This window comes from Streptomyces sp. NPDC058665, from assembly GCF_042714995.1.
In the GTDB taxonomy this organism is placed as follows: domain Bacteria; phylum Actinomycetota; class Actinomycetes; order Streptomycetales; family Streptomycetaceae; genus Streptomyces.
The window spans coordinates 24,120-41,576 of the sequence record NZ_JBHXRX010000066.1; the positions used below are offsets into that span (position 1 = coordinate 24,120).

Here is a 17,457-nt window from a genome sequence, read left to right on the forward strand (position 1 = left end):
GGTCGGCGGCGGGCGCGGTCCGCTCACAGGCGCAGCAGACCGGGCAGCGGGTGCAGCGGGTCTCGTACAGCCTCCTCCAGCACCCTGGTGAGCTCTCCGGCCCAACCCTCGATCGTGGAGCGCTCGAACAGGTCCGTCGAGTATTCGAAGGTCATCGTCATGCCTTCGTCGTGCGGGCCGAGGACGACGTACAGCTCGTTGCGGGCGACGCCCACTGTCGGTAGCCCGCGCACCGTGGCCGACACCGCGTGCAGGTCCAGAGCGGGAGGCGCGGTGGTGACAACGGTGAACAGCACATCGGGGAACAGCCCGTCCGAGGAACCGGGTGCCACCAGTTCGGCGACGTCGGTCAGCGGAAGTTCCTGGTGGTCGAGCGCTGTGAACAGCGTGGCGCCGAGCTGCCGCGCCAGGTCTGCGAAGGTGCTGGCCTCCTCGAGCCGGGCCCGCAGCAGTACGGCGTCCCCGAGCAGTCCGACCACATCGGCGTGTTCGGGGTGCAGCCGGTTGGCGCTGGAGGCGGCGAGCACGAGGTCGGCGAGCCGACCGCGGCGCCGTGCGGCCCAGACGGCGAATCCCGCAGCGAGCACGGCGTACGGCGTCACGCCCAGTTGGCCGGCGGCCCGGTGGACGGGGTCGGTCAGGGAGCTGTCGACGGACCAGGTGTGCAGGGCCCCTCGGCCGGACAGCACAGGAGGCCGCGGATGGTCATTGGGCAGGCCCAACGTGAGTGGAACTCCTTCGAGTTCGGTGCGCCAGAACCGCTCCAGCTCCGCGCGGCGCCCGTCATCGAGCCCTAGTTCCTTGCGAGCGCAGTCCGTGAACTGCTGGGAGGCCGGTGGGAGCGGGCTGCCGGAACCGCGGCGGTCGTTGTAGAGCTCCTGGAGCTCACGCCAGACGATTCCCATCGACCAGCCGTCGCAGATCGCATGGTGCAGGACGATGAGCAATGTCCAGCGGTCCGGGCCGAGCCGTGCCAGGCGGAAGCGGAACAGCGGTGCGCGGTCGATCGCGAACGGACGGGAGGCGTGCTCCAGGCACCAGTCCTCCAGCCGGGACTCGTCCCCGGCGTGTTCGGACAGGTCGCTGACCGGCAGGTCCACGGGCACCTGCGCGAGCACCTCGACGAGATACTCACCGCCGCGGTGTACCGCCCTGCTGCGCAGCGCGTCGTGGCGTGCCACCAGGTCCGTCAGGGCGTGTCCGAGGTCGTCGGGGGCCAGGTCGCCGTGCAGGTCGATACGGTGGGCGACGTTGTAGACGCCGGGGTCGGCGCGTTCGTGGTGGCGGCGCCAGAGCCTGCGGAGTACCGATGTCATGGGCACGGTGTCCTGCACATCGTCGCCGGCGATCGTCCTCGGGAACGAGGCCGCCGTGTCGGGCTGTTCGAACCGTGCCGCGATGCCCCGGATAGAGGGAGTGCGGAAGAAATCGGCCATGGGCAGGACCAGATCGAGGTCCACGGCCATGCGGTTCACCAGCCGGATCGCGCTCAAGGAGTGGCCGCCCAGCTCGAAGAAGGAACGGGTCACCTCCGCCGCGCTCAGCGAGAGTTCCTCGCACCACAGCTCGTGCAGCGACTTCTCCAGGGGCGTTATGGGCCCGGCGTCGCCACAAGGGGACTGGTCGTCGGGCGCGGGGGCCGGCAGGGCGCCCCGGTCCAGCTTGCCGGAGGCGTTCACCGGGAGCCGCTCCAGACGCACCCAGTGTCGCGGTATCAGGTGGTCGGGGAGCTGGGCGGAGAGCGCGGTGCGCAGCTCGCGGAGGTCCACGGCCGGTGCGGCGGCGACCACGTGCGCGACAAGTTCCATGTCGCCGTGCCGGTCGCGGCGGGGCACGACGGCCGCGTCCCGTACACCGGCCAAGGCGGTCAACGCCGCCTGAGTCTCGCCCGGTTCGACCCGGTGCCCGCGAATCTTGACCTGGTCGTCGACCCGCCCGCAGTACTGAAGGGTGCCATCCGTGCGCCAGCGCCCGAGGTCGCCCGTCCGGTACAGCAGCCCGCCCGTACCGTCGTCGATGAAGGCGGCGGCGGTCTCCTCCGGCCGGGCGTGGTAGCCGTGCGCGACCGGGACGCCGCCCACGTGGATCTCGCCGACGGCGCCGACCGGGACCTCCTGACAGGCGCCGTCCCGCAGCATGATGCGGGCTCCCGGCACGGGTGTGCCGATCGGCGGCCACTCCTCGCGGTCCGGGTCGACACGGTGGGAGGTGACGATGACCGAGGTCTCCGTTGGGCCGTACTGGTTGTACAGCGCACAGTGCGGGTGCGCCGCGAGGAAGCGGCGGAAAACGTCGGTGAGCTGGAGCGCGTCGCCGGCCGAGAACACCTCGCGCAGGGACGGGAGCCGGGGACCGGCCTCGATCAGGTACTTCAGCGGCGTGCAGGGAATGAACATCCGCCGCACCTCGTGACGGCGCAGCGCCTCGGCCACGGCCGCGGGGTCGTGCCGTACCGCGTCGTCGATGAGGACGAGCGCGGCGCCGGAGGCCAGCGTGGTGAAGATCTCCTGCACACTGACATCGAACGCCGGCGAGGTCCACTGGAGGGTGCGCAGCGAGGTGTGCCGTCGCAGGTGCTGGCGAACGAGGTTCGCCGGGCCGCGGTGCGGTACGACGACACCCTTGGGGCGACCGGTGGAGCCCGACGTATGGATGCAGTACGCGGGGTCCTCGGGCCCGGCTCCGTCCTCCAGGGGTTGTGACGGGAGCGTGTCGTCCGCCTCGTGGTCCATCAGGTGCACGGGCGGAAGCGCCGCCGGCTCCGGGTGCCGCGCCAGGGAGGTCTCGCAGGTCAGCAGCAGGACGGGTGCGCCGTCGTCGAGGAGCGCGGAGAGCGAGGCGGTGGGCACCGACGGATCGACAGGCAGGTACGCGGCCCCGCTCTTGAGCACGCCCAGCAGCGCGGTGATCAGCTGCGGGCCACGCGGCAGCAGTACCGCCACGCGTGCGCCGCGTCGCGCGCCCTTGGCGCGCAGCCGCCGGGCGAGCCGATCGGCGCGGGCGTCCAGTTCCCCGTAAGAGACTTCCTGTTCGGCGCTGATCAGTGCGACGGCGTCCGGTGTCCGCCGCACCTGTTCTTCGAACAGGCCGTGCAGGGTGTCCCCGGTGGCGGGCGGCGACTCGTCCAGGTGGCCCAGCCGGGCGAGGGACGCCCTGTCGGTGGCGGTGAGCCTGGTCAGTCCGGTGAGGGGCGCGCCCGGGGCGTCGAGGGCGCGGCGAAGCACCTGCTCGATGTAGTCCACGAGGCGACGCACACTGCTCTCGTCGAAGAGTGCCGTGTCGTACTCGGCCATGAACCGCAGGCCGTCCGGGTGGTGCGTCAGATAGAAGCTGAGGTCGAACGGGGCACGGTCGCTCGGCACATCGAGCAGGGTGGCCGTCAGCCGTGGCGGGTCGAAGTCGGCGCCGCCCTCGTTCTCGTACTCCACCATCACCTGGAACAGCGGGCCCCGGCCCGGGTCGCGGGGCGGATTCAGCGCGCCGACCAGTTCGTCGAAGGGGACGCCGCGGTGCTCGTACGCGGACATGCTGCCGTCGCGTACTCGGCGCAGCAGCGTGGGGAAGTCCGGGTCACCGGTGAGGTCCAGGCGCAGTGGCACGGTGTCCAGGAACAGACCGACATGATCTTCGGCGCCGACGGGGCGGCTGGCGACCGCGGTGCCGATCACCACGTCCCGCTGCCCGCTGAACCGGCCGAGCACCGCACCGATGGCGCTGGTCAGCGTCATGAAGAGGGTGGCGCGGTGGCTGGTCGCGAACGCCTTGAGCCTGCCGATGAGTTCGGCGTCCAGGGCGTGGGTGAGGCTCGCGCCCGCACCCGACCTGACCGGTGGGCGCGGCCGGTCGGTCGGCAGCGTCAGATCGGGGGCGCCCGCCAGCTCCCGCCGCCAGAAATCGAGCGAGAGGGCGCGCTCGGCGTCATCCGACCGCTCGGCCGGCGGCAATCCGGGCAGGGGTGGCAGAGCGGGTTCGCCGTCCGCTCGGGTCCAGGCGCGGTAGTAGGCCGCGAGGTCCCGGGCCAGTACCGCGGTGGAGGCCGAGTCGAAGACGATGTGGTGGGCCAGCAGGAAGACCAGGTGCCGTTCGGCCGACAAGCGCAGCAGCCGCGCCGTGACCAGCGGCCCGGCGGTCAGGTCGGGGACCCGGTGCTCATCGGAGTCGAGCGCCGTACGCAGGGCCTCGGCCTCCGTGGCCGTGCTGTGGTCCTCGACCGGACAGTCGAATCGTACGTGCTCGCGTATTACCTGGTACGGCACTCCCTCCTGGTCGCCGAACACGGTACGCAGGGCCGGATGCCGGTCGGTGACCTGCTGCAACGCCCACCGGAGCGCGTCCACGTCAAGAGGGCCTTCCAGGCGGATGGCCTTGGGCTCGTGGTACATGTTCGTCCCGGGATGCAGCCGATCCAGGAACCAGATACGGCGCTGTGCCGGTGTGAGCGGCAGCCGCTGCGGTTCGGGCGCGCCCCGGCCCCCCGGCCCGTCCACTTCCTGTGACCGCCCACGGCGCCGGAGCCGGTCGAGCGCCGGCAGTGCGGCCAGGACCTTCTCCTTCGGCACACCGAAGTCCACGAAACAGGCGATCTCGTTCGCTCCGGCCGCCTCAAGCCGCCGCTTCGTCTCGCTGACCGAGTGCTCGTCCCCGATCAGGGCGCGCGAGGCGCAGTAACGCTCGTAGGCACGCCCGAGGAGGAATTCGACGTCCTCCGCCGGAGTATTCTCCAGGTCCACTTCGAAGCCCAGGCTGTTGGTGATTTGGTCGAAGAGGGACAGTGAGGAGCGCAGGTAGGACACGAAGGGCCGGAATGCCTCGGCCCGTGCCTGCTCCGCGTCCTCGCCGAGGTAAGTGTGCACGAGCACCACGACGCGTCCGGCAGCCGGATCGAGGCCGTGCTCGGCCCGGGTTCGCCGGTACAGCGCGATGTTCTCCGCCAGTTGCTCGACGGTCTGCGTCATCAGGTTGGTGACCACCCCCAGGTCCTCGGCGGCGGCTCGGCGATAACTGTCCGGATTGCTGACGATGGCCACGTACATGGGGAGCTCTCGTTGCACGGGGCTCGGGTGCAGCCGCACCTCGACGGGTTCACCGTTGCCCGCCGTCGTGGCCAGCGGGCGGCCCGACCAGAGCTGCCGCACGGTCGCCAGCTGCTCGTACATCACCTCCTGGTGCCGGCCGTAGTGCTGGGGGGCGAGCGAGAAGTCGGTGGCGTGCCAGCCGCTCGCGAAGCACAGGCCTGCCCGGCCCTGGGAGAGGTTGTCGACGACCGACCACTCCTCGGCAACCCGGACCGGGTGGTGCAGCGGCAGGACGACGGAGCCCGCGTGCAGCCGGATCCGGCTCGTCCGCGCCGCGAGCGCGGCGGCGAGGACGGAGGGGTTGGGGAAAAGCGCGCCGAAGGAATTGAAGTGGCGCTCGGGGAACCACAGGGCGTGGAACCCGTTCCGGTCGGCGAACTCCGACGCCTCGGTGATCAGCGCGTACTTGTCGTGGTCGGCGCCGTCGGGGTAGTCGCCGAAGAAGTACAAGCTGAAGTCGCAGCCCGTGGAGGGTGTGAACGACGTGTGTACGGGAGCGGGCACGGGGGCTGCGAGGGGCGGCGCCGGTACGGGGAGGGTGGCCGGCGGCGGGGCGGGGACGGTGGCCGCGGGCGGCGGTCCGGTGGTGGACGACCCGAGGAGCTGCAACTGACTGGTTATCACCTCGTCGACCCGACTGACGAGTTGGCCCATGAGGTCGAGTTGTCGGCCGAACAGGTCATGGAGGTCGGCGGAGGCCGCGGTCGTCCGGTGGGCCGGTTGCGACACGGGTGCCACGGGTGCCACGGGTGCCACAGACGTAGTTGTTTCCCGCTCCCCCTGCGTTCTCGGCGCTTCCGTCACGGTCGGCCCTTCCGTCACGGTCAGCGTGTCACCCCGTAGCCGCGCCAGCCGTTCGGCCAGCCTGCGCGGGGTGTCGGCCGAGTCGAAAAGTTCTCGAACCGGAACGCGGACCCCGAAGCGCCGTTCCAGATCCGTCGTCATGCCCATCAGGGAGAGCGAGTCCGCACCCAGCTCGAAGAACGAGCTGTCGGGTTCGACCCGCTCCACCTCTGTGCCCAGCTTGTCGGCCGTCAACTCCCTTACAGCCGCAACCAGTTCGCCGGGCGCGTCGGCTTCCTCGGCAGCGGCGGGCCCGTGCTCCTCCCGCTCGGGCACTCGTGCGACGGCGAGCGCCACCCGCTGCCGCCGCTGCGGGTGTCCCGGGAGCGGTACCCGGCCCCCGCCACGGGTGATCGCGTCCCAGTTCAGGTCGGCTCCCCGGCGATACAGCGACCCCAGCGCGGTGAGCAGCCCGTGCACCTGGGCGTCCGGTCCCTCGCCACTGCCCTGCCCGGCCAACCAGTGGCTCGCCGGTACGCAGTGCCTGCCGAGACCCGTGAGCGTGCCCCCGGCACCGATCTCCACGAAGTCCTCGCACCCCTGCGTGACGGCGGCGCCCATGGCCAGGTCGAAACGGACCGGTTGCCGCGCCTGACGGCAGAGGTAGTCCGCGTCGACCATCCAGCCTGCGCCGCGCACTTCACCGTCGACCACCGTCACCAGCGGAATGCGCAGCGGCCGGTATGGCACCTTCTCCGCCAGGGCACGGAACTCACGCAGCGCCGGATCGACCGCGGCCGAGTGGAAGGCCCGGTCGACGGACAGCGCCCGCCACCGCAGCCCTTCCCCGTCAAGCAGCTGCCCCGCCTCCGCCAAGGCCTGTGGCGACCCGGAGATCACCTGGGCGCTCGGGCCGTTGACGGCGGCGACTTCGGCGCCGACACTCCGGGCGACGCGCCGTGCGGTATCCACATCGGCGCGGACGGCGAGCATTCCGCCGGGCGGGCAGGCCGTGTGCATGAGGTGCCCACGCCACGCAGCGAGCCGCAGCCCGTCTTCGAGTGTGAGGGCCCCGGCGGCGTACAGCGCCGCGTATTCGCCGATGCTGTGGCCCAGCAGGAGCGCGGGCACGATCCCGGCGGCGCGCCACACCTCCGTGAGCGCTGCCTGGTGGGCGAAAAGGACCGCCTGGGCCGTCTCGGTCGGCCAGACCTCGTCCTCGGCGTCGGCGCCCTCCAGCAGCAACGGAAGCAAGCCGTCGCCGAGTTCGCCCGCGTAGATCTCCTCGCACCGGTCGAGCACCCGCCGGGCGGCGGGAGAGGCGGCGTACAGCCCGCTCGCCATGCCCCGATGGGCGGTGCCCTGTCCGGGGAATGCGAAGACGAGCGGCCCGGGGGGAGCGGATGGTCCGGGCGGCGCCGGGTTGTCCAACGCGCGTGCCAGGTCCCCGGCGGTGCGGCCGACGGCCGCCGTGCGTGCCGTGTGGTGCGGCCTACCGAGGGCCAGAGTGGCAGCCACATCGGCGGCCGAGAGGTCCTGCCGGTCCCGGAGCCGCGCGCCGAGCTGTGCGGTGATCTCGGCGAGGGCCTGCGGATCGCGGGCCGACACCGGTACGAGTACGGGCAGTTCGCCATCAGGCTCGGGAACCACGGGCGGCGCCTCCTGAAGCACGACGTGGGCATTGGTCCCGCCGACACCGAGCGCGCTGACGCCGGCCCGGCGGGGCACGCCGTCCGGCACCCTCCACGGCCGCAGCTCGGTGGCCAGGGTCAGCGGGCCGCCTTCCAGGCGCAGTTCCGGGTTGGGCCGGGTCAGGTGCAGTGTCGGCACCAGGGTGCGGTGGCGCAGCATCAGGATCACCTTGATCAGCCCGGCCCTGCCGGCACAGCTGTCGAGGTGGCCGATGGCCGGTTTCACGGAACCGACCGCGCAGAACCCGGTAAGCCCGGTGCCCTCGCCCAGCGCCCTGCCGAGCGCCTCCAGTTCCACCGGGTCGCCGAGCGGCGTGCCGGTACCGTGCGCCTCCACGTACGAGACCGTTTCCGCGGGAACGTCAGCTCGGCGCAGAGCCTGGCGCACGACGTCGACCTGTCCCTGGACCCCGGGGGCGCCGAAGCCCACCTTCGCGGCGCCGTCGTTGTTCACCGCGGAACCCAGGATCGTCGCGTGCACGGTGTCGCCGTCGGCCAGTGCCCGGTCGAGCCGCTTGAGCAGGACGGCGGCCACCCCGTTGCCGCCGACGGTGCCGTCGGCCTCGGCGTCGAAGGCCCGGAGGCGTCCGGTGGGCGACAGGATCGACCCGGGCTCACTGCGGTAGCCGGTCAGCTGCGGCAGGTGTACGGCCGCGGCACCCGCGAGCGCCAGGTCCGTCTCGCCGCTGAGTAGCGCCTGGACGGCGAGGTGCACGGCGACCAGCGACGTGGAGCAGGCTGTCTGCACACCGATGGCAGGGCCCGTGAGGCCGAGCTTGTAGGCGACCCGGCTGGCGAGGAAGTCGGGCTGCCGGCCGATGGCCGTCTGCATACCGGTCGCGGAGTCCGTCCCGTACGGGACCCCCGTCACCGACGGCTGCTGGTGGCCGTAGAGATTCATGCCCGACCCCGCGAACACCCCGACCCTGGTGTCCTGCGCGGTGGCCGCGTAGCCGCCCTCCTCCAGGGCCTGGTGGCAGCATTCCAGGAACAGCCGGTGCGCGGGGTGGGTGAGTTCGGTCTCTCTGGGGCTCATGCCGAAGAAGTCCGCGTCGAACTCCTCGACACCGTCGAGGATTCCGGCAACGGGTACGAGATCGGAAGCACGTCGCTGCCTGGAAGTGAGGCCCGCTTCCGCGAGTTCCTCCTCGCCGAAGACCCGCAGACCGTCCACGCCGTCTCGCAGATTGGCCCAGAAACCGTCCGCCGAGTCGGCGCCCGGGAAGCGCAGCGCCAGTCCGACGACCGCGACGCGTTGATCGGCCCGGTCGACCGGGACAGTGGGGACGGCTTCCGGTCCGGGCCGCGTCGCCGCGCCGTCGGACAAGTGCGCGGCGAGCGCGGTGGCGGTCGGGTACTCGAAAAGCGCGGTCGCGGTGATCCGGACCCCGAGCCGCTTCTCCAGCCGCGTCCGCAGCTGCACGATCAGCACGGACGTCAGACCGAGTTCGTAGAACGGCGAGTCCGCGTCCACCGGACGCCCCAACATGGCGTCGAGTTCCTCCCGCACCACCCGTGTCGCCGCGATCGGGTCCACCTTCGCGCCGGGGTCCACTTTCGCGCCTGGGGGCGGCTCCGGGGCGGGAGCCGGGGCTGGCCCGGAGGCCGCGGCGAGGCCGGCGCCGATCAGACGCTCCCGCAGCTCGGCGCGGCGCACCTTCCCCGCGGGTGTCCTCGGGAACTCCTCGTGCGGGACGGGCAGGACATTAGCGGCGGTGAGTCTGAGCCGCGTGAACAGCGCAGCCCTCACCTCCTGCGCGATCCTTTCGTCCTCGGCCGCGCCGCGGCTGACGAAGAACAAGGCCAGCTCCTCAGTGGCCCGGTCCGGGTGCGGGATGCCGCAGGCGGCCACCTCACCCTGCCGGACGCCGCGTACGGCTGTGGCGGCCTCCTCGACCTCGTGGCAGTAGACGTTGTGCCCGTTGAGGATGATCACGTCCTTGCTGCGGCCGGTGATGACGACCTGGCCGCCGTCGAGGAAGGCGAGATCGCCCGTGTCCAGCCAGTCCCTCCCGACGGGGAAGGCTACGGCGTCCGCCTCCGGGTCGTTGACGTAGCCGGGGGTCAGGCGCGAGGGCGAGTGAACCTGGAGCAGGCCGATCCTGCCGTCGGACGCGAGTTCACCGCTGTCGTCCACGACACGCAGGGTGACACCGTGCGCGGGAGAGCCGGAGGCGACGAAGGTGACGCAGCGCTCGTCCGGGGTCCGCTCGTCGGCCCGCGCCAACTCCCCGCCCAGGCTGCTCTTGAGCAGGCGGTGCACGGTGCCCGGCCGGTCGAGCCGGCCGTAGGCGACGGCGGTGACGGTTTCCGCCATGCCCCACGCCGGGACGATGTGCCCCTCACGGACGCCGTACGGGGCCGTCGCGTCGAGGAAACGTCGCAGCGTCGGCAGCGCCACCCGCTCGCCTCCGCAGAGCAACGCCTTGAGACCGCCGAGGTCCCACGGCCGGTCCCGGTCCGCCGGCTCGGCAAGCGCGTCCGCGACGAGTTGATACCCGAAGGTCGGGGCCCACCCGAACTGTGCCCGGTGCTCATGGAGAAGGTCGAGCCAGCGCAGGGGGTCGGCCAGGACCACCTCGGTCGGGACGTGGACGTTGGTGCCGCCGGTGAAGACTCCGAGCAGATGGAACAGGAGAAAGGCGCCGCTGTGGTCAAGTGGCAGCCAGTTGACCGTGGTGTCGTCCGAAGACACGTCCAGGACGCGCCGGGAACTCGCCGCGAAATCCGCCAGGCCCTCGTGCGTCAGCCGCGCGGCCTTGGGCACACCGGTGCTGCCGGAGGAGAGCATCAGCAGGGCGGTGTCGGACTCGCGCGGCTCGACGATGTCGTCGGCCGGCTCCGCTTCCAGGCAGTCCCGAGCGACCACGAGGCGCACATCGGGGGCGGCTTGGGCGAGCGCCGCCGCGCCGGCCACGTCGCTGACCACCAGGGGCCGCTCCAGCAGCCGATTGGCGTGCGAGAGGCGTTCGAAGGCCGGGGAACCCGGCACGGGGGGCTCCGCGATGGCCGCCGGCCACGCGCCGCCGAGCACACAGGCCCAGAAGACCGGGAAGAACTCGGCCAGAGGCAGCCCGCACAGCAGCACCGCGTCGCCGGGGCGCAGTCCGTGTGCGCGCAATCCGGTGAGCAACCGCCGTGCGCTATCCAGCAGTTCGGGATAGGACTGCGAGGTCGTCGTGCCGTCGGCGGCGACGCTCACGACAGCCCCACCGGAAGTGGACCGCGCTGCTCTCAGCAGCGCCTGCACGGCGTCGCGTGGATCGCTCTCGGTGCGCTCCGGCTCAGGGCCCCGGCAGAGCGCTTTCCCCTGTATTCGCTTCATTGAAGTCTTCTCCCTCTCTTGTACTCGTGGACGACCGCTGCCGCGCTGTGCCGCGCCGACCGGAGATGAACAGCAAGAACGCCAGTGCCCCGCACACGGCCAGGCCGTGGAAGGCACCCACGACGGCCAGGGCGGGCAGCGTCTCGAGCGCGGCCGAGGCGGCCACCGTGCCCAGCGCGAAGCCGATCTGCTCGGCCGTGGCGGACAGCCCGAACAACCGGCTGCGCTGCCGGCCCTCGGCAGCCTGTAGGCGTGATGTGTAGACGATTTCGGTCCAGCCGTCCGCGAACCCCGCCACCGCGGTCACCGCGATGAGTGCCATCGCGGGCAGACCCAGGAACGCCGCGACGAACGAGAGCGCCATGACGCAGGTACCGACGGCGAACCCGCGCTCGTTCCAGAACCCTTCGCCCCGCCGTCGGCGGAGCACCAGATGGGAGAGGACGGCGCCTGCCGCCCACGCGGCCCAGAACCGGGCCATGTACACCGCGGGTTGGGCCCCGCCGACGTCGTGTGCGACCACCGGCAGGGCCACGTTGTGCGAGGAGGAGGCCAGGGCGTCGACCGCTCTGAGCAGGACCATTCCGAGCAACAGGGAGGGCAGGGCACTCGCGGCACGCCACGGATGTACGCCGCGCTTCCGCACGGCCCGCTGCCCGTCCTCCGTACCCGCCGAGTGGGCCTCACCCGGATCGTCGTGCGTACTCGCCCCGTCCTCGGTCCGCAGTCTGAGCGCCAGCAGTGCCGCGCCGGACACGGCGAAACTCGCCGCGTTGAGTGCGTACGCGAGCGCGTACCCGCCGAACCCGATGAGGGGAGCCGCCGAGGCGAATCCGAGCAGCATGGCCAGCGACCGTGCCACGACCAGCAGCCCGTTCCCCTGGGCACGGGTGTCCAGGCCGACCATGACCGGAACCGCGCTGCGCAGGGCCACGGTGAAAAGCGTGTTTCCGGCGCCCAGCACCATCGCCGCCGCGGCGAGCAGCCACAGCGGTCCGCGCTCGGCGCAGACCGCCAGAACAGCCAAGACGGCGCCCTGGGACAGGTCGGCGCAGATCATGACGGATTTTCGAGTCATCCGCGTCAGCAGCGCCTCCGCCATGAGACCCGCGACGAAACCGGAGAACAGCCGCAGCGCCATCACCACGCCGACACCGAACGCCGTGCCGGTGACCTCGTAGGAGAACAGGCTCAGGGCGATCAGATTCAGGTAGTTGCCGTAGGCGGAGGCGGCGTGGGCGGCCGCGAAAACGCGGAACCGCCAGTCGAGGCGCCCTGCCACGCCTTCTTTTCGCATGATTGGTGCCGGCCCGCTGCTGATCCGCTCTACGCCCAGCGCCCTGACGACGACGGAGACCAATTGGTCCGTGTGTTTGCGCGCATGAGTTTTCCCATCGGTTCAAGTGCTGGTCCCCGCATCGCCAATGGTGTCCGCGCGGCATCCCGATCCCCTCCGGTTTCGTTACCGCTCACCACCGAGTACAGCTGATGCCCGCTCCGGGGCGGGGCGACATCGGAACGTGATGGTCCACGGTGAGCCGGATCGGACCTGACGCGCCCTCAAGACGAGCAGTAATGAGACGGGACTGGATCGGGAATCCGCGCGGACACCATTGGCGATGCGGGGACCAGCACTTGAACCGATGGGAAAACTCATGCGCGCAAACACACGAACCAGCTTCGCCGTCGCCATCTTCTCGGGAGTGCTCGCCGCGACCGTCCGGGGGAAGGCCCAGTTGGCGTGGCCGGTGACCGGCGAGCACTCCTGCCTCCCCCGGCACGCGGCGGCATCCGGCGAGGGGCCCGCGTAATAGCGGTCGTCGGTCGGAGCGTGTCGTAGAAAGGCCGGACACCTGCCGTTGGCGAGCCGGGTGCGTCGCGTCACCGGTCCGAAGGGCCGTGGACGCCCTTCGAGCCGTGTGCGAGCGACGGCCGTCGCGGCTCGGCGTAGCCGCTCAACAGTGAGTGACGCAATGCGGTTGATCAGGAGCCACTTTCGCCTGCTGGTGCTGGGCAACGCCATTTCGGCGTACGGCAGTTATCTCAACATGGTCGCTCTCAACGTCTTCATCTACGACGTGACCGACAGCGCGCTGGCCGCCGGTGTCTTCATGGCCGTCCGCCTGTTGACCAGCGTCATGTCCGGCTTCGTGAGCGGAAGGCTGGTCTCGGTGTACGACCGCAAGAAGCTGATGGTCGGCGCCGATCTCACCCAGTGCACCGCCACGGTGGTGCTCCTGATCGCTCCTGACGGCGGACGCGCGGGGCTTCTGTACGTGCTGGCCGTCGTGACCGGTTTCTGCTCGACCCTGTCGAGCGTCTCCCTCCGCAACAGCATCCCGGAGATCGTCGGCCCCGACCTGCGGCTTCGCGCCAACTCGCTGCTCGCGACCGGGCGTTCGCTGGCGATGATCGCCGGGTTCGCCACCGCGGGTGTGGTGGTCGCGCAACTGGGGTACATCGCCGCCATCTCTCTCGACGCCGCCTCGTTCGCCGTATCGGCAAGCGTCCTGCTCTCGCTGCCGCTCCGCACCCGGCCCGAGAAGCCCGAGACGGAGGACAAGGGCGACGGCGGGGCTGCGTCGGACAAGGCCGCCAAGCGGGCGCGGAGGCGACGGGCCGGTTCGCTGGTCCTGCTGCGGGCGGCCCCCGTACTCATGGTCATGATACTGATCAGGGCCGCCGACGGCCTCGGGTCCTCGTCGCACAACGTGGCCCTGCCGGTCCACTCCAGCGCGCTCGACCCGTCCCATCCGGCCATATTCGTCAGCCAGTTCTGGGCCACCTGGGCCGTCGGCAACATCGTCATGCAGCAGCTGGGCGGGCGCTGGGCGGGAGGCGGCGGGAGCCGGGAGCCGGGAGAGCGGGCCTTCTCGATCGGAGCCTGCGTAATGTCGGCCGCGTTCATCGTGGTCTTCGCGGGGCTCCCCACGGGCGTCGCCCTCGCGGCCGTCCTGGTGGCGGGCATGGCCGACGGCCTCACCGAGATCGCCTACGTCACCCGGCTTCAGGCGGCGCCCGACGAGCAGCGGGGCCGACTGTTCGGCCTGTCCGCCTCGGTCGAGAACACCGGCTTCGGCCTCGGGATGCTGGTCAGCGGCGCCCTTCTGGACCGGTACTCCCCGATCCACGTCGTGGGCCTGCTGCACGGCCTGGCGATCGTGCTCTGCGCCGTACTCTTCGTCGTCCTCCTGCGGCACGGGCGGAGAACCAAGACCGGGCCCCCGGTACAGCGGGACGCCGCAGCACAGGACATGTCACCGGTGGAGAGAGAGGTCGAGGCACGATGACCGCAGCCCCCGAAACCGTGCCCGCACCTGGTTGCATTCCCGCACCCGAACCCGTGGCGGTCATCGGGATGTCCTTCCGGCTGCCCGGCTCGGACACCCCGGAGGAGTTCTGGCGCACCATTCACGAGGGTGCCGACCGTATCCGCCGCTTCACCGAGGCCGAACTGGCCGCGGCGGGCCTGACCGGGGCGCAGTACCGCGCCGACGATTTCGTCGGCGCGAGCGGGGTCCCCGAAGACATCGCGGGATTCGACGCGAGCTTCTTCGGGATGAGCGCCCACGATGCTCGTATCACCGACCCCCAGCACCGGCTGTTCCTGGAGTGCGTGCACCACGCCCTGGAGAACGGTGGGTACGCGGGCGGTGCGGGGGAAACCGGCGGCCATGAGGTGGGCGTCTACGCCAGCACCGGCTACCGCCTGTACTCCTTCCAGACCTATCTGCAGAACAACGTCCTCCCCGACGGTCTGGCGGACTGGGTGGCGGGACTACAGGTCACCGTCGGCAACTTCACCGCCAACCGCGCCGCCTACCGCCTCGGCCTGACCGGCCCGGCCGTCAACGTCCAGACGGCGTGCTCCGGTTCACTGACGGCGGTGTACCAGGCCGCGCAGTCCGTGGCCTACGGCGAGTGCGACATCGCTGTCGCGGGGGCAACCGCCGTACATGCGCCACAAGTGCTCGGCTACCAGTACGTCAAGGGTTCTATCCTCTCCAAGAGCGGTCGTCTGCGGCCTTTCGACGCCGACGCGGACGGGACCGTCGGCGGCACGGGTGTCGCGGCCGTCGTACTCAAGCGTCTCGACCGGGCCCTCACGGACGGCGATCACATCCACGGTGTCATCCGCGGCTGGGGAGCCAACAACGACGGTGCGGACAAGCGGGCGTTCACCGCGCCGAGCGCCCACGGCCAGCGCGGCGCCATCCGGCGGGCCCTGCGCAGGGCCGGCGTCGACGCGGGCAGCATCGGCTATCTGGAAACGCACGGCACGGGCACGTTCAAGGGCGATCCGATCGAGTTCGAGGGCGCCACCGCCGCGTTCCGGCGCGCTGGTGAACCAGGTGGCGCGCAGCGTGGTCGAGGCGATCGACCACGCGGCGCCGATCCGTTCGGTGGCGGCAGACTTGACGGCGGCGCAGGGCACCGAGGTCCCCGACCAGCTGGCGCTCGGCTTCCAGTACCAGAACTCGCTGGAGACGGACATCGAACTGCCGGGCCTGACCACGGCGGTCGAGGACCTGGCCGTCTCCGGCGCGCGCTCGGAGTTCAACTTCGGGCTGATCCCCACTGGCGATGTGCTCTCCGGCTATGTGGAGTTCTCGACCGACCTGTGGGACCGCGCCACGGTCGAGGCATGGACGGTCGCGTATGCCGACCTTTTGACCGAAGGCGTCATCGAGGCGCTGGCAGGCGATGCCTGAGCGACCGAGATTGAATATTGCAAACCCGGATCCGAATGGTGAACCGACATGGGGGGGGTTGAGCGCGACGAGATGTGGGCCCGCAACCATCGGGAGCGACGCTGTCAACACGCCGGGCCACGCTGAAGGTCCGGGTGCGGCCCCGCCGAGTCCTGTCCTGCCGTCGGCGCCACCGGCACCTGCGCCGCCCCGACGCCCAGCAGAATCGAGTGCCACAACCGTGTCTGTAGAAGTCACCCGGATCGCAGAGGCTCACCGCTTTCAGCCTGTCGGCCATCACGGCATCGGCCCCCTTCTTCTTCTCGGCGGCGAGCATCACGACGGCTCCGTGACGGTAGCCGCGTCGCACTACCTGCCTGGTGGCGTCGCGGACTTGCCACCCGTTCCTGCGGAGACGATCTGCTGGGGGCTCACCGGCGCCTTGATCCTCACCGACGCCGACGGTGGCATCCATTGCCTGCAGGCACTCCGAGCGTCAGGACCTAGGACCAACCTGCCTGGGTTGTCGGCTCCAACGGGTTGTAGATCCGTTCAACCACGCAAAGCGACGTCCGACGACATCCAGAGGACAACGGCTGTGCTCGCTGGGACGACCTGGACGTGGACCGGAAGGAAGTTCCGGTGAGAGGTATAGAACCGGTGACAGCTTCGGAACAACTGCGGCGGGCCTTCGGTTGTTTCCCATCCGGAATCGCCGCCGTGTGCGCATACCGCGAGGGCGAGCCCATAGGACTGGCCGCGAGTTCGTTCACGACCGTGTCGATGCAGCCTCCTCTCGTGTCGGTATGCCTCCAGCAGACCTCTACAACATGGCCAAAATTGCGGAAGCAGACTCGACTGGGGTTGAGCGTGCTGGCCGAAGGTCAGGACGAGATCTGTTCTCGGTTGGCAGCCAAGGGGGGCGACCGTTTCGCCGACGTGAGCTGGTTCGCCTCCGACGACGGCGCTGTCTTCGTAGACGGCGCCACGCTGTGGCTCGACTGCACGATCCACGCCGAGGTCCCGTGCGGGGACCACGACATCGTGCTCCTGCGCGTTCACGGTCTCAACGCGGCACCGGACATGTCCCCTCTCGTCTTCCATGCCAGCCGCTTCCGGCGCCTGGCCAGCATCTGATCGGGAGCACCTCGTCCTTCCGGAGCGACGGCGACGACCCGCACCTGAGCAGGAAGCGTCCTCGCGCATACCTGCCGGCCCTGGATCACTTCCCCTTGGAAAGCTGGTCGACGCGGCCGGCGGACAGGTTCAGAAGAGCCACGACCTTTGTGAGGGTTAACCTCGCGCTTTCGCGAGTGGGTCTGTCCGAGTCTTGATCAAATAAATGGAGAGTGCTGCTGACCTGCAACGATGGGACTTGTCGAGGGTCCTGTCAGCTGCAAGGAAAGAAGCACTCTCCAGGTGAAGAAGAGTAGCGGGTCGTACCCGCGTGTCCGTGTCGAGGGCGGCGGCCGTGGAGTTGTTGCCCAGGCCGGGGCCGTGCTGCTGGTCGAGACGGTCCGCAGGTCCGCCCTGGACACCGCGATATCCGCGGCGCTGGCGCCGTGGCGCAAGCGGCGGGCCGTGCACGATCCGGGCAAGATCCTGCTGGATGTAGCCCTGGCCGTCGCACTCGGTGGCGACTGTCTGGCCGACGTCGGCATGCTGCGGGCCGAGCCGGCGGTGTTCGGCCCGGTGGCCTCTGATCCGACCGGTCCCCGCCTCGTCGACGCGCTCGCCGCGTCCGGCCCGAAAGCTCTTGCAGCGATCCGCGGCGCACGTTCCGAAGTGCGTGAGCGCGTCTGGGAGTTGGCCGGGGCAAGCAGTCCGGCCGCTGGCGGCCAGGTGATCGTGGACATCGACGGGGTGCTGGTCCTCGCGCACTCCGAGAAACA

The 17,457-nt window shown here is 70.6% G+C and carries 7 protein-coding genes and 1 pseudogene; 6 read left to right on the plus strand and 2 right to left on the minus strand.

Translation table 11 applies throughout. From position 1 onward, the window contains the following. Window positions 1-23 precede the first annotated feature (23 nt). Both ACFWV8_RS31640 and ACFWV8_RS31645 read right to left on the minus strand, forming a co-directional pair. The gene (locus ACFWV8_RS31640; RefSeq protein WP_384211884.1) at window positions 24-10,874 is read right to left on the minus strand and encodes an amino acid adenylation domain-containing protein; all 10,851 of its coding nucleotides are present in this window, start codon (window positions 10,872-10,874) and stop codon (window positions 24-26) included. Then, on the minus strand, window positions 10,834-12,156 hold the full coding sequence (locus tag ACFWV8_RS31645; RefSeq protein ID WP_384211887.1) for an MFS transporter: 1,323 nt from the start codon (window positions 12,154-12,156) through the stop codon (window positions 10,834-10,836). Before ACFWV8_RS31645 ends, ACFWV8_RS31640 begins: the two co-directional genes overlap by 41 nt. Window positions 12,157-12,529: 373 nt before the next feature. On the opposite strand from ACFWV8_RS31645, the gene ACFWV8_RS31650 reads away from it, so the two are divergent. The 6 genes and pseudogenes from ACFWV8_RS31650 to ACFWV8_RS31675 all read left to right on the plus strand — a co-directional run. Next, on the plus strand, window positions 12,530-12,685 hold the full coding sequence (locus ACFWV8_RS31650) for a hypothetical protein (protein ID WP_384211892.1): 156 nt from the start codon (window positions 12,530-12,532) through the stop codon (window positions 12,683-12,685). Between the two features lie 162 nt (window positions 12,686-12,847). Further along, window positions 12,848-14,164 carry an MFS transporter gene (locus ACFWV8_RS31655; RefSeq protein ID WP_384211895.1) on the plus strand — a complete coding sequence of 439 codons (1,317 nt, stop codon included), beginning with the start codon at window positions 12,848-12,850 and terminating at the stop codon, window positions 14,162-14,164. A gap of 68 nt (window positions 14,165-14,232) precedes the next feature. After that, window positions 14,233-15,159: pseudogene (locus tag ACFWV8_RS31660) on the plus strand (polyketide synthase); the annotation flags it as partial. A gap of 79 nt (window positions 15,160-15,238) precedes the next feature. Continuing rightward, a complete protein-coding gene (locus ACFWV8_RS31665) occupies window positions 15,239-15,586 on the plus strand; it encodes a hypothetical protein (RefSeq protein WP_384211915.1) in 348 nt (115 codons plus the stop codon). 639 nt (window positions 15,587-16,225) lie between these two features. After that, window positions 16,226-16,702, plus strand: coding sequence for a flavin reductase family protein (locus tag ACFWV8_RS31670; RefSeq protein WP_384211901.1), 477 nt, complete (start codon window positions 16,226-16,228; stop codon window positions 16,700-16,702). 282 nt (window positions 16,703-16,984) lie between these two features. Then, window positions 16,985-17,457 (plus strand): transposase (locus ACFWV8_RS31675; RefSeq protein WP_384211908.1); only part of this gene is annotated, 473 nt, incomplete at its 3' end.

What these genes read in the sequence shown, in the direction of transcription:
- ACFWV8_RS31650 (WP_384211892.1), top strand. Translation starts at nt 12,530, where the DNA reads ATGCGCGCAAACACACGAACCAGCTTCGCCGTCGCCATCTTCTCGGGA.
- ACFWV8_RS31655 (WP_384211895.1), top strand. Translation starts at nt 12,848, where the DNA reads ATGCGGTTGATCAGGAGCCACTTTCGCCTGCTGGTGCTGGGCAACGCC.
- ACFWV8_RS31640 (WP_384211884.1), bottom strand. Translation starts at nt 10,874, where the DNA reads ATGAAGCGAATACAGGGGAAAGCGCTCTGCCGGGGCCCTGAGCCGGAG.